Raw genomic sequence first — 15,223 nt, forward strand, 5'->3', positions numbered from 1 at the left:
GGCGCCGAACGGCTGCCCGGGGGCCGGGGTGCCTGGCGTGGCGGCGGGCTGGGGGCCGGGAGCGGCCGGGGCGGGCGCGCCGGGGTGCGGAAAGCCGTAGCCGCCGGCGGGGTTCGGTGCGGGAGCCGGGGCAGGGGCGGCCGGGGGCTGCTGGGCGGCGGGGGCATCGGCCGCTTGGGTGCCGGGGGTGTCAGCCGCTTGAGCGTTGGGGGCGTCAGCCGTTTGGGTGGCGGGGGGCGGGAAGCCGTAGCCGTCCTGCGGGGTGCGTGCGGGGGCGGCAGCCGGCTGTTGAGGTGTCGCCGGGTTGGTGCCGGGGGGTGGGAAGCCGTAGCCGGTGGGGGGTGCCGGGGGCTGCTGGGCCGTGGGGGCGGGGGTGGTCGGCTGCGGGTGGCCAGGGGTCTGCGGGGGCGCTGGCGGGGCCGGGGGCTGGTTCCATGCCGCCGGGGCCGGTTGCGGGGCCTGCGGATGGAACGGCTGCGGCGGCACGGGCGGCTGGCCCTGCGCTGCCGTGGGCTGGGGCTGAGCAGGCGCCGGCGGTTGCGGCTCAGTCGGCCACTGGCCCGCCGTCGCGGGAGTCGCGGGCTGGTACGCCGGCGGCAACGGCGGAACGGCCTGCGGCGCGGGCGGGGGAGCCCAGGCCGGAGGCGCGGCGTCCTGCGGGCCGTCGGACGGGGCGGGAACGGCGTCCTGGGGTTCGCCGGTCGCGGGTTCGTCGTCGTCCTGGGCAGAGCTGTCCTCGGGGACGCCGTCCTGGGGAACGCTGTCCTCGGGCTCGGCGTCTGCGGGTACGGCGCTGTCGCGTACGGCGTCCTCGGGGTCGGGTTCGGCGCTCGCCGGTACTGCGTCGGAAGGCTCGCCGTCCTCCCGTACGACGTCCTCGGTCTCGGCGTCGGACGGCGGCGCGCTGTCGGTGTGCGCGGTGCTCTCGGGCTCGCTCCCCGTTTCCGCGTCGGCCTCGGAACCGGCCTCGGCCTCGCCGTCGGCCTCAGTCTCGACGTCGGACTCCACCTCGGCGTCCGCGTCAACCTCGGCGTCGGCCTTCACCTCCGCCGCCGACAGTTCCGATTCCTCCGATCCGGCGACCTCGGCAGGCTCCGGCGACTCGGACGCAACGGCGTCACCGTCGTCCTCCGCTTCCGCTTCCGCCGGACCGTCCTCCTCGTTCGCCTCCGCGGGCCCGGAGACAGGCTTGAACTCGAAGACGTCCGCCGACGGGGCCTCCGCGGAACCGGCGTCCTCGTCGTCGGCCTCGGTCCCGCTCGCCTCGCCCCGCGTCTCCTCCGCGGCGTCGGCGCGATCCGCGATCTCCCGCTTCAGCGCCGCGGCGGAGAACCGCATGGTGGCGCCGCTCTCCAGGTCACCGTTGTCGGACTCCTCCGCGTCAGCCGAAGCCTCGGACGGCGCCGGAGACACGGGCGCGGCCGGACCGGCCGGAGCCCCCCACGGCGACGGGAACCCGGCGACCGGAACGCCGGGCGCGGCCGTGGGCGACGCGGCGTCCGCCGCCGGCGCCTCGGTCCGCCCCTGCGGCTCGGGCTGCGGTTCGAAGCCGCTGCCCACCGGAAGCTTGGGCACCGCGACCGGGCTGCCCGTCGGAGGCGCGGGCGGTGCGGGCGGCGTGAACGGCGTACCGGGCGCCGGAGCCGGCGGAGTGAAGGGTGCCCCCGGCGCAGGGGCGGGCGGAGGCGGCGTGAACGGAGCCCCGGGCGCCGGGGCCTGCGGCGGAACCGGGGGCGGACCGGCGGCCGGACGCTGCTGTGCGGCCACGTGCGGCGGCGGGGTCAGTCCGGGCAGCGAGGACAGCGAGAAGTCCGACGGCGAACCGGAAGCACTTCGAGGCGCCCCCGGCGTCCCGGGCACACCCGCGCCCGGCCCCGCCGCGTTTCCGCCTTGCCCGGCATGCCCGGCATGCCCGGAACTTACGGCAGAAGTCCCGGAATCGGCGGTACTCCCGGAACCTCCGGAACTCCCCGCGCTCCCCGATGCTCCCGACGCCCCCGAACCCCCCGGCCCGTCCGACGACCCGGAATCCGAACCCCCCGACGCGTTCTGCGTGTACCACGCAGGCGGCGCGTAGTCGATGGTGAACTCGCCCGTCGTCTCGATGGCGGACTCGGCGTCGGGCTGGTCGTCGCCGGGTGTGGCCCAGCCCCCGCGGATCCCGTCCCGATCGCTGCTCACAGTTCCTCCTGATGTGGCCGGGCACCCCCACGCCGTGCCGGGGCGACCACGTGCTTGTCGTCCAGAATCGTTCGAGGTCGTCCGATCCACCGGCTCTCCCCCTGGGACACCACCGCCCGGTCCACGGGTTCTGGCGAGGCGCCCGCTCCCAGCCTAATCACCACGAGTCCCATCCCGGCAGGCCTGTCCACCCCCCAGCGCCCGCCCACCGCGTCACAACCCGCCCATAAGTGGCGCGCATCGCGCACGTATCGGTGAACAAACCGGGAGGTATTCGTGAATGCACCGGACAGAAGGTGAAACCGGGACGAGTACGCGGCCTTCGAAGAGCCGCTGCGCGCAAGGGCGTTGAAAGGGTCCCGGCCCACCCCGACCTCGGCGTACCCCCGAGCGGCATGCATAGTTAGGGACCGCTTCGAGCAACTCCCCGTCGGAATCTGACCGAAAAGGACCTCTTCGCGTGAGCTTCGGCCCACCTCCCTCGATCTACACCCAGTCCACACTGGCCGCCGACCGAGCCCGCAAGCGCCGCCGCGCACGTCTGCTGGGCGGAGTGGCCGCCGTCGCGATGGTGGCCGCCGCGGGCGTCGGCGGCTGGCGGCTGCTGTCCGGCGGCGACGGCACGGCGCACGACGACAAGGCGGTCATGGCCGCACAGGCCCCGGACGAGGTCAGGGAAACGGTCGAGAGGGACCCCGTCTCGCCCGAGGGGCGGATGGTGATCCAGCACGAGGCGAAGGACCTCGCGGGGTTCACGGACTCCAACCCGCGCTACGCACCGGGCACTTGGGCCACGAGCAAGATCCTCGCCAAGGGCGTCGCCGACCGCGTCGAGGGCTACCGGATCGAGCCCGGCGACGACGAGACGGCCTGGACCCTCAAGCTGGACGGCCACCTCTGCGCCACCAGCGACCACGTCACCGCCGACGGCCGCACGGCCGTCCTGGTGCAGCCCGCCAAGCGCAAGGGCACCAGCGGCGCCGGCATCTGCGACGAGGTGGTGTTCTTCGACATCGACTCCGGCAGGAAGCTGTGGCAGGCGCAGATGCCGTCCGCCACCTCCTCCTTCGTCACCAACGCCAACCTGACCCTGACCGAAGGCGTCGTCGCCGTGGCCTGGGGGCACGGCTCGGTGGCGTACGACATGGACGACGGCAAGCAGCTCTGGAACAGCACCACCACCTCCAAGTGCGAGGACAAGGGCTTCGCCGGCGGCGCCGCGCTCCTCGCGCTGGAGGTCTGCGGCCAGGCGTCCGACGAGCGGTACGAGGTGCAGAAGCTCGACCCGCGCACTGGGAAGGCCACCTGGACGTACCGCCTCGCCGCCGGCGTCCAGGACGTCTTCCTGCCCTCCTCCGACCCGCCCGTCCTCGCCGTGGCGGCCGGCGACAGCCTCGTCACCGACCTGATCAGCCTCGACGCCCACGGCCGGCACCTGGCCACCATCTCCCTCAGCGGCTACGACCCCAAGTGCGACGACCGCTACTTCGGCGCGGGCTATTTCGGTACGACGGAGAACTGCGACGGCGTGGTGGTGGGCCGCACCCAGGCGTACGTGATGAGCAAGGAGAGCAACGAGGTCGGCCAGGCGGCGGACTGGATCGTCGCCTTCGACCTGAAGACCGGGCGCTCGGCCGGCAAGTTCGACGGAGGCGACCTGCAGATGGTCTACCCGCTGCGGACCAGCGGCGACGACCTGCTGATCTACCGGGAGAGCGGCGTCGACCAGCAGCCCGCCGCCGTCCTGCGCTGGAACCCCCGGACCGACCGGGAGACACCGCTGCTGCTGTTCAACCTCCCGGAAGACGAGGCGCTGGACTTCGGCGACCCGGAGGAGTCCGACATCGTCTACGAGCAGGGCCGGATCTTCTTCGCCAAACGGGAGCTGTACCGCGACGACAAGCACCCGAAGGACCCGGTGCTCACGGCCGTGGGCATCGGCAGCGCCGGCCTGAAACACTGACCCGGACGACGACAACGGGCGGCACGCACGCGTGCCGCCCGTTTCCTCCGCCGTTCCGCGGGCTCCTACTCGCCGGCGTTCTGCGGTGCCGGCTCCAGGTCGAACTCCCCGTCGCGCGCGCCGAGCACGAAGGCCCGCCACTCCGCCTCCGTGTAGCGCAACACGGTGCCGGGGTCGAGCGAGGAGCGCATGGCCACGGCACCGGCCGGAAGGTAGGCGATCTCGACCCGCTCCTCGTGTTCCTCGGTACCCGGCGCGCAGTGCCACTCGACGCCGGAGATGTCGAGGGCGTACAGCTCGTCCCGCTCCCGTTCCTTGCGCGCCTTGATCTCGGCTTCCGTCTCCGCCATGCCGCAACGGTCCTTTCCCGACGTACGAACGACGTACGAACGACGTACGCGAACGATCTGTGCGTTCACCCTAGTGGCCGCACCCCGCCCCGTCCCCGGCCTTCCGGACCCGGGCGAATCCGCCCCCGACCGCCTGGTACCCTGAGTGACGGCCGTTTGTGTACGCACCCCCGGAGCCCTCTCAAGGGCCCTGGAGGCCGCGCCCAGCGGATCCCCGCCTCCCGAGTAACGGAAGCTCCCCCGAGAAGCAGACCGGGGGCACTCGGTGGCCACTCACAGACTATGAGGAGTACGCGTGTCGCTCGACGCCGCTACGAAGAAGCAGATCATCTCCGAGTTCGGTACCAAGGAGGGTGACACCGGCTCCCCCGAGGTCCAGGTCGCTCTGCTGTCCCGTCGGATCTCCGACCTGACCGAGCACCTCAAGACCCACAAGCACGACCACCACTCCCGCCGTGGTCTGCTGATCCTGGTCGGTCAGCGTCGCCGCCTGCTGCAGTACCTGGCCAAGAAGGACATCCAGCGCTTCCGTACGCTGGTCGACCGTCTCGGCATCCGCCGCGGTGCGGCGGGCGCCAAGTAAGACGCCGTGAAGGGAGCGGTTCCCGGACGATCGGGGGCCGCTCCCTTTGCCGTACGTGCGGGAACGTGCGCAGTGTCACACCCACTTTGTAGTGTGGTAGCACAGCGCAGTAGCACGACGCGGTACACACGAGGAGAAGTGCACCTCGCCGCCGCCGGTCCTCGGTAGTGGCCCCCGGGCAATGCGAACCCCGGGTGCTTCGATCGAAGACCGGCCCGCACCAGAAGGAGCGCTTCTCCGCTCATGTCCCTCCACCACACGGGTGGACCGGGACAAAAGACGAAAAGTAACGGAGAAAACGCTAGTGGAGAACGAGACCCACTACGCCGAAGCCGTCATCGACAACGGCTCCTTCGGCACCCGCACCATCCGCTTCGAGACGGGCCGCCTGGCCAAGCAGGCCGCCGGCTCCGCCGTGGCCTACCTGGACGACGACACCATGGTGCTGTCGGCCACCACCGCCTCCAAGCAGCCCAAGGACCAGCTCGACTTCTTCCCGCTCACGGTGGACGTCGAGGAGCGGATGTACGCCGCCGGCAAGATCCCCGGCAGCTTCTTCCGCCGCGAGGGCCGGCCCAGCGAGGACGCGATCCTCACCTGCCGCCTCATCGACCGCCCGCTGCGCCCGTCCTTCAAGAAGGGCCTGCGCAACGAGATCCAGGTCGTGTGCACGGTCATGGCCCTCAACCCCGACCACCTGTACGACGTCGTGGCGATCAACGCCGCCTCCGCGTCCACGCAGCTGGCCGGTCTGCCCTTCTCCGGCCCGATCGGCGGCGTCCGCGTCGCGCTGATCAACGGCCAGTGGGTCGCCTTCCCGACGCACACGGAGCTGGAGGACGCCGTCTTCGACATGGTCGTCGCCGGTCGCGTCCTGGAGGACGGCGACGTCGCGATCATGATGGTCGAGGCCGAGGCCACCGAGAAGACGATCCAGCTGGTCAAGGGCGGCGCCGAGGCGCCCACAGAGGAGGTCGTCGCCGCCGGTCTGGAGGCCGCGAAGCCCTTCATCAAGGTCCTGTGCAAGGCGCAGTCGGACCTCGCCGCCAAGGCCGCCAAGCCGGTCGGCGAGTTCCCGATCTTCCTGGACTACCAGGACGACGTCCTCGAAGCCCTCACCGCCGCCGTCAAGCCGGAGCTCGCCTCCGCGCTGACCATCGCCGGCAAGCAGGAGCGCGAGGCCGAGCTGGACCGCGTCAAGCAGCTCGCCGCCGAGAAGCTCCTGCCGGAGTTCGAGGGCCGCGAGAAGGAGATCTCCGCCGCGTACCGCTCGCTGACCAAGACCCTGGTCCGGGAGCGCGTCATCAAGGAGAAGAAGCGCATCGACGGCCGCGGTGTCACCGACATCCGCACGCTGGCCGCCGAGGTCGAGGCCATCCCGCGGGTGCACGGCTCCGCGCTGTTCGAGCGTGGCGAGACCCAGATCCTGGGCGTCACCACCCTCAACATGCTCCGCATGGAGCAGCAGCTGGACACCCTCTCCCCGGTGACCCGCAAGCGCTACATGCACAACTACAACTTCCCGCCGTACTCCACCGGCGAGACCGGCCGCGTCGGCTCCCCCAAGCGCCGCGAGATCGGCCACGGCGCCCTCGCCGAGCGCGCGCTCGTGCCGGTGCTGCCCACGCGCGAGGAGTTCCCGTACGCGATCCGTCAGGTCTCCGAGGCCCTCGGCTCCAACGGCTCGACGTCCATGGGCTCGGTCTGCGCCTCCACCATGTCGCTGCTGAACGCCGGTGTGCCGCTGAAGGCCCCGGTCGCCGGTATCGCCATGGGTCTGATCTCCCAGGAGATCGACGGCGAGACGCACTACGTCACCCTCACCGACATCCTCGGTGCGGAGGACGCCTTCGGCGACATGGACTTCAAGGTCGCGGGTACGAAGGAGTTCGTGACCGCGCTCCAGCTCGACACCAAGCTGGACGGCATCCCGGCCTCGGTCCTGGCCGCCGCCCTGAAGCAGGCCCGTGACGCCCGCCTCCACATCCTCGACGTGATGATGGAAGCGATCGACACGCCGGACGAGATGTCCCCGAACGCCCCGCGGATCATCACCGTCAAGATCCCCGTGGACAAGATCGGCGAGGTCATCGGCCCCAAGGGCAAGATGATCAACCAGATCCAGGAGGACACGGGCGCCGAGATCACCATCGAGGACGACGGCACCATCTACATCGGTGCCGCCGACGGCCCCTCCGCCGAGGCCGCCCGTACGACCATCAACGGCATCGCCAACCCGACGATGCCCGAGGTCGGCGAGCGCTACCTGGGCACGGTCGTGAAGACGACGACGTTCGGCGCGTTCGTCTCCCTCCTGCCCGGCAAGGACGGTCTGCTGCACATCTCGCAGATCCGCAAGCTGGCCGGCGGCAAGCGCGTGGAGAACGTCGAGGACGTCCTCGGTGTGGGCCAGAAGGTCCAGGTCGAGATCGCCGAGATCGACTCCCGCGGCAAGCTCTCCCTCGTCCCCGTGATCGAGGGCGAAGACGACGCAGAGACGAAGGACGACACCGACAAGTGACGTCGAGCAGCGCCACGGCGACGGCCCGCACCTCTTCGGAGGCGCGGGCCGTCGCCCGTACCCAAACCCTGATCAAGGGCGAGAACGGCATCGGCACGGTCCGCAAGACCACCCTCCCGGGCGGCCTGCGCATCGTCACCGAGACCCTCCCCTCGGTCCGCTCCGCGACCTTCGGCATCTGGGCCCACGTCGGCTCCCGCGACGAGACGCCGTCGTTGAACGGCGCGACCCACTACCTGGAGCACCTGCTCTTCAAGGGCACCAACCGCAGGTCGGCGCTGGACATCTCCTCCGCCCTCGACGCCGTCGGCGGCGAGATGAACGCCTTCACGGCCAAGGAGTACACGTGCTACTACGCGCGCGTGCTCGACGCCGACCTGCCCCTCGCCATAGACGTCGTCTGCGACATGCTGACCGGCTCCCTGATCCTCGAAGAGGACGTCAACGTCGAGCGGGGCGCCATCCTCGAAGAGATCGCCATGACCGAGGACGACCCGGGCGACTGCGTGCACGACCTGTTCGCGCACACGATGTTCGGCGACAACCCCCTCGGCCGCCCGGTCCTCGGCACGGTCGACACGGTCAACGCCCTCACCGCCGACCGCATCCGCCGCTTCTACAGGAAGCACTACGACCCCACCCACCTGGTGGTGGCCTGCGCCGGCAACATCGACCACAACAAGGTCGTACGACAGGTCCGGTCCGCCTTCGAGAAGTCCGGCGCCTTCCGCAACCCCGAGGCCCAGCCCATCGCCCCGCGCGACGGCCGGCGCACCATCCGCACCGCGGGCCGCGTCGAGCTGATCGGCCGCAAGACCGAACAGGCGCACGTCGTCCTCGGCATGCCGGGCCTGGCCCGCACCGACGACCGCCGCTGGGCGCTCGGCGTGCTCAACACCGCCCTCGGCGGCGGGATGTCCTCCCGCCTGTTCCAGGAGGTCCGCGAGAAGCGCGGCCTGGCCTACAGCGTGTACTCGTACACCTCCGGCTTCGCCGACTGCGGCCTGTTCGGCGTCTACGCCGGCTGCCGGCCCTCGCAGGTCCACGACGTGCTGAAGATCTGCCGCGACGAACTCGACCACGTCGCCCAGCACGGCCTGACCGACGACGAGATCGGCCGTGCCATCGGCCAGCTGCGCGGCTCCACGGTCCTGGGCCTGGAGGACACCGGTGCCCTGATGAACCGCATCGGCAAGAGCGAGCTGTGCTGGGGCGAGCAGATGTCGGTCGACGACATGCTCTCCCGGATAGCGTCGGTCACCCCGGACGACGTGCGGTCGGTCGCCCGCGACATCCTGGGACAGCGGCCGTCCCTGTCGGTCATCGGCCCGCTGAAGGACAAGCAGGCCTCCCGTCTGCACGAAGCGGTCGCGTAAGCCCTCCCCCTAAGGAAGCAAGAAGATGAGCAAGCTGCGCGTGGCGGTCCTCGGTGCCAAGGGCCGGATCGGCTCCGAGGCGGTACGGGCCGTCGAGGCGGCCGAGGACATGGAGCTGGTCGCCGCCCTCGGCCGCGGTGACCGGCTGGAGACCCTCGCCGAGACCGGCGCCCAGGTCGCGGTCGAACTGACCACGCCGGACTCCGTGATGGCCAACCTGGAGTACTGCGTGGGCCACGGCATCCACGCGGTCGTCGGCACGACCGGCTGGACCGACGAACGCCTCGCGCAGCTGAAGGGCTGGCTGGCCGAGTCCCCGGAGACCGGCGTGCTCATCGCGCCGAACTTCTCCATCGGGGCCGTCCTGACCATGAAGTTCGCGCAGATCGCCGCGCCCTACTTCGAGTCCGTCGAGGTCATCGAGCTGCACCACCCGAAGAAGGTCGACGCCCCCAGCGGCACGGCCACCCGCACCGCCCAGCTCATCGCCGAGGCACGCGCCAAGGCGGGCTCGGCCCCGGCGCCGGACGCCACGCGGACGGCCCTGGACGGCGCCCGGGGCGCGGACGTCGACGGCGTCCCGGTCCACTCCGTCCGGCTGCGCGGCCTGCTCGCCCACCAGGAGGTCCTGCTCGGCGGCGAGGGCGAGACCCTCACCATCCGGCACGACTCCCTCCACCACAGCAGCTTCATGCCGGGCATCCTGCTCGGCGCGCGCCGCGTGGTGAGCACTCCGGGCCTGATCTTCGGCCTGGAACACTTCCTGGACCTGAGCTGAGCCGTCCACCGTCATGCGCGCGAAGATCTCCTACGCCGTCACGGCCGCCGTCCTGCTGTTCTACTTCGTCCTGGTCGGCAGCCGCGGCGTCATGCTCATCCAGTCCGGCACGCCGCTGACCGTCACCTTCGGGGTGGCGGTGCTGATCCTGCCGGTCATCGGGGTGTGGTTCCTGTGGAAGAACACCCAGTTCGTCCGCAGGGCCAACGCGCTGGCCGCCGAACTCGACGCCGAGGGCGGCCTGCCGGTGGACGAGCTGAAGCGGACCCCCGGCGGCCGTATCGACCGTGACTCGGCCGACGAGGTCTTCGCCAAGCGCAAGGCCGAGACGGAGGCGGCCCCCGACGACTGGCGCAGCTGGTTCCGCCTCGCCGTCGCCTACCACGACGCCCGGGACACCCCCCGGGCCCGCAAGGCGATGCAACGAGCGATAGCCCTCCACGACGGCAAGCCAACCGAAGCCTGACCCACGCCGGTGACGACCCGGTGACGACGCAGGGCCACGCCTGCCACGGCGCGCGGCCCGCGCCGTCTCCGACCGTGCCGTGCCTACGAAGAGGGGCCGCCCGCCTTCACGCGGGTTCGGCCCCTTTCGTCTGCTCGTCTGCTCCCCGCGCCGGTGGGGCTCAGCCCCGCCTGTTCTCCGCGGCCCACGCCTCGACCGTGTCCGCCGCTCGGTCGAACGCGTCCGGGCGCCCCAGGAAGTCGGCGTTGTGCGTCGTCAGCAGCGGCGGCACCGCGTCGGCGGCCCGGTCCCGTCGTACGAGCAACAGCGCCTGCCCCTGCACCGTCCGCGGCAGCCCCAGCCACCGCACCGGCTGCTGCACCGTCCGCACCGCCACGACCCGGTCCCAGCGCGTCGTACGCGTCGAAAAGAACCCCACGTGCCGCACCCCGCGCGCGCTCACCCACACGCCCATGCGCAGCAGCCGCAGCGCACCGGCGATGACGGCCAGCGTGATGCCGAAGACCACACCGGCCTCGGACAGCGAGGCGGTGAACGCGATGACGACCGCGGCGAACAGCACGAACGAGGCGAGCAGCAGCAGAAGCGCCGCCACCCCCACGCGCCACGGACCCGGACGGTAGGGCCGCCGCCAGCGGTCCCGGTCGTCGAACGGCAGCGCGACGTCGTCGGCCGTGTCGAAGGCTCGGTCGGCCGTCAGGAAGGGCAGGGGCACGGCTGGTCCTCACTCAATCCATGCGTGGGCTGTGCCCGGTGAGGCTATCCGCCCGTGTCCCCGCTCACCACCCTGAGGGGTCCGGATGGAGTCAGCGCCCCTGCGACGCCTGCGACTGCTGGGTCGGTGTGCTGAGGTTCGCCGAGAGCGCCGGCATGCCGAGGACCAGCGAGCCGACGATCCCGGCGACGATGGTGAGCCCCAGCAGCCAACGCCCGGCTATCTGGCCGAGGGACGCGCGCTCCCGGGGCGGGGGAGTGACGTTGCTGCGGAACCTGTCTGCCTCGGCGAGGAAGGCGAAGGGGACGGGCTCACGCCGACGGTACATGGGTGGTGCATCTCCTTTCGGATCCAACGAATGCGAACGAACCACTGCTGTCCCTACAGACGAGCGAGCGCCCCAAAAGGTGCCCACCCTCGCCAAATCGGTCACGGCAAGCCACTTCCGGACCACCGGTCGCCTCGCCGTAAAGTGGGCGCGACCTCGAAAGTGATGGGAAGGACCCTCCGTGACCTCCGCCGGCGACCACAATCTCTCCTTGCGCAGTGACGTCACCGTCGAGTTGGTGAAGTCCAGCGCCTCGGACTCCGACGTCCTGTTCGCCGCCCGCGTCTCCACCCTCGGCGAGCAGTCCCTCGAGGAGGTGCAGAAGGACCCGGAGCGCTCGAAGGGCCTGATCAACTACCTGATGAGGGACCGGCACGGCAGTCCCTTCGAGCACAACTCGATGACCTTCTTCATCAGCGCCCCGATCTTCGTCTTCCGCGAGTTCATGCGGCACCGCGTCGGCTGGTCGTACAACGAGGAGTCGGGCCGTTACCGCGAGCTCGAACCCGTCTTCTACGTTCCCGACGAGTCCCGGAAGCTGGTCCAGGAGGGGCGGCCCGGCAAGTACGTCTTCGTCGAGGGAACCCCCTCGCAGCACGCGACGGTCACCCGCGTACTGGACGAGTCGTACCAGCAGGCGTACGCCGCCTACCAGAAGCTGCTCGCCGAGGGCGTCGCCCGCGAGGTCGCCCGTGCCGTTCTCCCCGTGGGCCTGTTCTCCTCCATGTACGCCACCTGCAACGCCCGCTCCCTGATGCACTTCCTCGGCCTGCGCACCCAGCACGAGCTGGCGAAGGTGCCGTCGTTCCCGCAGCGGGAGATCGAGATGGTCGGCGAGAAGATGGAGGCGGAGTGGGCGCGGCTCATGCCGCTCACCTACGAGGCCTTCAACGCGAACGGACGTGTGGCCCCGTAAGGCACCCGTGTTCTCCGCCGCAGCACAGATGTGCGCATCAGCCTCGCGAAGTGTCCGTATTGCGGCATTTGGAGAAGTTCATCTAGCCTGATCAAACGGACCCGGTACTGCTTGAACCCCCGAGCAGGCAGTACCGGGCTCCACCTTTGTCCTGACTTTTCACAACCCCCCGAGGGCAGACCACGTCGTGCGCAACGAGTAGCGTGTTACCCATGGCTCCGACCTCCACTCCGCAGACCCCCTTCGGGCGGGTCCTCACCGCCATGGTCACGCCTTTCACGGCGGACGGCGCACTCGACCTCGACGGCGCCCAGCGGCTCGCCGCCCACCTGGTGGACGCAGGCAACGACGGCCTGATCATCAACGGCACCACCGGCGAGTCCCCCACCACCAGCGACGCGGAGAAATCGGATCTCGTACGGGCGGTCCTGGAGGCCGTCGGCGACCGGGCCCACGTGGTCGCGGGCGTCGGAACCAACGACACGCACCACAGCATCGAGCTGGCGAAGGCCGCCGAGAAGACCGGCGCCCACGGCCTGCTCATCGTCACCCCGTACTACAACAAGCCCCCACAGGAGGGCCTGTACCGGCACTTCACGGCCGTCGCCGACGCCGCCGAGCTGCCGGTCATGCTCTACGACATCCCCGGGCGCAGCGGCGTCCCGATCAACACCGAGACGCTCGTCCGTCTCGCCGAGCACCCCCGCATCGTCGCCAACAAGGACGCCAAGGGCGACCTCGGCCGCGCCAGCTGGGCCATCGCCCGCTCCGGCCTGGCCTGGTACTCCGGTGACGACATGCTGAACCTGCCGCTGCTGTCCGTGGGCGCCGTCGGCTTCGTCTCGGTCGTCGGCCACGTCGTCACGCCCGACCTGCGCGCCCTCGTCGACGCCTTCGTCTCCGGCGACGTACAGAAGGCGACCGAGATCCACCAGAAGCTGCTCCCCGTCTACACGGGCATGTTCCGCACCCAGGGCGTCATGACCACGAAGGCCGCGCTCACCCTCCAGGGCCTGCCCGCGGGCCCGCTGCGCGCCCCCATGGTCGAGTGCACGCCGGAAGAGATCGAGCAGCTCAAGATCGATCTTGCCGCCGGCGGGGTACAGCTCTGACAACAGACTTGGCACCACCAGGCTTCACAACTGAATAGGCAGGCCACCGGTGCCTGCGCCCACAACGACAACTGCTACACGCACGAACGTCACGCGCGCCACGTGCCCTACCGGTACGTGGCGCGCGTGGTGAGGAGAGTCTTTTGAGTCATCCGCATCCCGAACTCGGCCCGCCCCCGCCGCTCCCCGAAGGAGGTCTCCGGGTCACCCCACTCGGCGGCCTCGGCGAGATCGGCCGGAACATGACGGTCTTCGAATACGGCGGCCGTCTGCTGATCGTCGACTGCGGAGTGCTCTTCCCCGAGGAGGAGCAGCCCGGAATCGACCTGATCCTGCCGGACTTCTCGTCCATCCGTGACCGTCTCGACGACATCGAGGGCATCGTCCTCACCCACGGCCACGAGGACCACATCGGCGGCGTCCCCTACCTCCTGCGCGAAAAGCCGGACATCCCGCTGATCGGCTCCAAGCTGACCCTCGCCCTCATCGAGGCCAAGCTCCAGGAGCACCGCATCCGCCCGTACACCCTCGAGGTGGCGGAGGGGAACCGCGAGCGCGTGGGCCCCTTCGACTGCGAGTTCGTCGCGGTCAACCACTCCATCCCGGACGCCCTCGCGGTCGCCATCCGCACCCCGGCCGGCATGGCCGTCCACACGGGCGACTTCAAGATGGACCAGCTTCCGCTGGACAACCGCCTCACCGACCTCCACGCGTTCGCCCGCCTGAGCGAGGAGGGCATCGACCTCCTCCTCGCGGACTCGACGAACGCCGAGGTTCCCGGCTTCGTCCCGCCCGAGCGCGACATCTCCAACGTCCTGCGGCAGGTCTTCGCGAGCGCCCGCAAGCGGATCATCGTGGCGAGCTTCGCCAGCCACGTCCACCGCATCCAGCAGATCCTGGACGCGGCCCACGAGTACGGCCGCCGGGTCGCCTTCGTCGGCCGCTCCATGGTCCGCAACATGGGCATCGCACGGGACCTCGGCTACCTCAAGGTCCCGCCGGGCCTGGTCGTGGACGTCAAGACGCTCGACGACCTGCCCGACGACGAGGTGGTCCTGGTCTGCACGGGCTCCCAGGGCGAACCGATGGCCGCCCTGTCCCGCATGGCCAACCGCGACCACCAGATCCGGATCGTCGACGGCGACACCGTGATCCTGGCGTCCTCGCTCATCCCCGGCAACGAGAACGCGGTCTACCGCGTCATCAACGGCCTCACCCGCTGGGGAGCCAACGTCGTCCACAAGGGCAACGCCAAGGTGCACGTCTCGGGCCACGCGTCCGCCGGCGAGCTCCTGTACTTCTACAACATCTGCCGGCCGAAGAACCTGATGCCGGTCCACGGCGAATGGCGCCACCTGCGGGCCAACGCCGAACTGGGCGCTCTCACCGGCGTACCGCACGACCGCATCGTCATCGCCGAGGACGGCGTCGTCGTCGACCTCGTCGAGGGCAAGGCGAAGATCTCCGGCAAGGTCCAGGCGGGTTACGTCTACGTCGACGGTCTCTCGGTCGGCGACGTCGGAGAGCCGGCGCTGAAGGACCGGAAGATCCTCGGCGACGAGGGCATCATCTCGGTCTTCGTGGTCGTCGACTCGTCCACCGGCAAGATCACGGGTGGCCCGCACATCCAGGCCCGCGGCTCCGGCATCGAGGACTCCGCGTTCGGCGACGTGATCCCGAAGATCGCGGAGGCGCTGGAACGCTCGGCCCAGGACGGCGTGGTCGAGCCCCACCAGCTGCAGCAACTGGTCCGGCGGACGCTGGGCAAGTGGGTCTCCGACACGTATCGGCGCAGGCCGATGATCCTGCCGGTGGTGGTGGAGGTCTGACGGTCCGTCGGACGCTCGTCTGCGTGAACTGGGAGCGGGGCGCCTCGATTTGCATCGAGGCGTGGAGAAGCAGCTGGCTGCCACACGCCGGGGACGGTTGACGCT

The 15,223-nt window shown here is 70.5% G+C and carries 13 protein-coding genes; 9 read left to right on the top strand and 4 right to left on the bottom strand.

Annotation, left to right across the window (positions count from 1 at the left end):
- Window positions 1-2,181, bottom strand: a 2,181-nt coding sequence (locus ACYF6T_RS43015) for an SCO5717 family growth-regulating ATPase (RefSeq protein ID WP_461703428.1), incomplete at its 3' end; no start/stop codon positions are given.
- A 460-nt stretch (window positions 2,182-2,641) separates the two neighbouring features.
- On the opposite strand from ACYF6T_RS43015, the gene ACYF6T_RS43020 reads away from it, so the two are divergent.
- Window positions 2,642-4,144: an outer membrane protein assembly factor BamB family protein gene (locus ACYF6T_RS43020; protein WP_461703429.1), complete on the top strand. Its 1,503-nt coding sequence runs from the start codon at window positions 2,642-2,644 to the stop codon at window positions 4,142-4,144.
- A gap of 65 nt (window positions 4,145-4,209) precedes the next feature.
- On the opposite strand, the gene ACYF6T_RS43025 is transcribed toward ACYF6T_RS43020, so the two are convergent.
- Window positions 4,210-4,494 carry a DUF397 domain-containing protein gene (locus ACYF6T_RS43025; protein WP_461703430.1) on the bottom strand — a complete coding sequence of 95 codons (285 nt, stop codon included), beginning with the start codon at window positions 4,492-4,494 and terminating at the stop codon, window positions 4,210-4,212.
- A 295-nt stretch (window positions 4,495-4,789) separates the two neighbouring features.
- Between ACYF6T_RS43025 and rpsO the strand changes: the two genes are divergently transcribed.
- From rpsO to ACYF6T_RS43050, 5 genes are all read left to right on the top strand, one after another.
- Window positions 4,790-5,077, top strand: coding sequence for a 30S ribosomal protein S15 (gene rpsO / locus ACYF6T_RS43030; RefSeq protein WP_023546329.1), 288 nt, complete (start codon window positions 4,790-4,792; stop codon window positions 5,075-5,077).
- A gap of 304 nt (window positions 5,078-5,381) precedes the next feature.
- Window positions 5,382-7,598, top strand: coding sequence for a polyribonucleotide nucleotidyltransferase (locus tag ACYF6T_RS43035; protein ID WP_461703431.1), 2,217 nt, complete (start codon window positions 5,382-5,384; stop codon window positions 7,596-7,598).
- The gene (locus tag ACYF6T_RS43040) at window positions 7,595-8,974 is read left to right on the top strand and encodes a M16 family metallopeptidase (protein ID WP_461703432.1); all 1,380 of its coding nucleotides are present in this window, start codon (window positions 7,595-7,597) and stop codon (window positions 8,972-8,974) included. The genes ACYF6T_RS43035 and ACYF6T_RS43040 overlap by 4 nt, the downstream gene beginning before the upstream one ends.
- A gap of 25 nt (window positions 8,975-8,999) precedes the next feature.
- Window positions 9,000-9,752 carry a 4-hydroxy-tetrahydrodipicolinate reductase gene (gene dapB / locus ACYF6T_RS43045; protein ID WP_461703433.1) on the top strand — a complete coding sequence of 251 codons (753 nt, stop codon included), beginning with the start codon at window positions 9,000-9,002 and terminating at the stop codon, window positions 9,750-9,752.
- A gap of 13 nt (window positions 9,753-9,765) precedes the next feature.
- Window positions 9,766-10,218, top strand: a complete 453-nt coding sequence (locus tag ACYF6T_RS43050; RefSeq protein WP_461703434.1) for a hypothetical protein — start codon at window positions 9,766-9,768, stop codon at window positions 10,216-10,218.
- Between the two features lie 160 nt (window positions 10,219-10,378).
- Here ACYF6T_RS43050 and ACYF6T_RS43055 read toward each other — a convergent pair whose 3' ends face one another.
- Both ACYF6T_RS43055 and ACYF6T_RS43060 read right to left on the bottom strand, forming a co-directional pair.
- Window positions 10,379-10,933: a hypothetical protein gene (locus ACYF6T_RS43055; RefSeq protein WP_461703435.1), complete on the bottom strand. Its 555-nt coding sequence runs from the start codon at window positions 10,931-10,933 to the stop codon at window positions 10,379-10,381.
- Between the two features lie 91 nt (window positions 10,934-11,024).
- Complete coding sequence (locus ACYF6T_RS43060; protein ID WP_461703436.1) at window positions 11,025-11,261, bottom strand: hypothetical protein; 237 nt, start codon at window positions 11,259-11,261, stop codon at window positions 11,025-11,027.
- A gap of 181 nt (window positions 11,262-11,442) precedes the next feature.
- Here ACYF6T_RS43060 and thyX point away from each other — a divergent pair, with 181 nt between their 5' ends.
- The 3 genes from thyX (at window position 11,443) to ACYF6T_RS43075 (ending at window position 15,118) form a co-directional block, all read left to right on the top strand.
- Window positions 11,443-12,177: an FAD-dependent thymidylate synthase gene (thyX, locus tag ACYF6T_RS43065; RefSeq protein WP_461703437.1), complete on the top strand. Its 735-nt coding sequence runs from the start codon at window positions 11,443-11,445 to the stop codon at window positions 12,175-12,177.
- Between the two features lie 212 nt (window positions 12,178-12,389).
- Complete coding sequence (gene dapA, locus ACYF6T_RS43070; RefSeq protein ID WP_461703438.1) at window positions 12,390-13,289, top strand: 4-hydroxy-tetrahydrodipicolinate synthase; 900 nt, start codon at window positions 12,390-12,392, stop codon at window positions 13,287-13,289.
- A 143-nt stretch (window positions 13,290-13,432) separates the two neighbouring features.
- A complete protein-coding gene (locus tag ACYF6T_RS43075; protein WP_461703439.1) occupies window positions 13,433-15,118 on the top strand; it encodes a ribonuclease J in 1,686 nt (561 codons plus the stop codon).
- The last annotated feature ends 105 nt before the right edge of the window (window positions 15,119-15,223 follow it).

This window comes from Streptomyces sp. 7R007, from assembly GCF_054850255.1.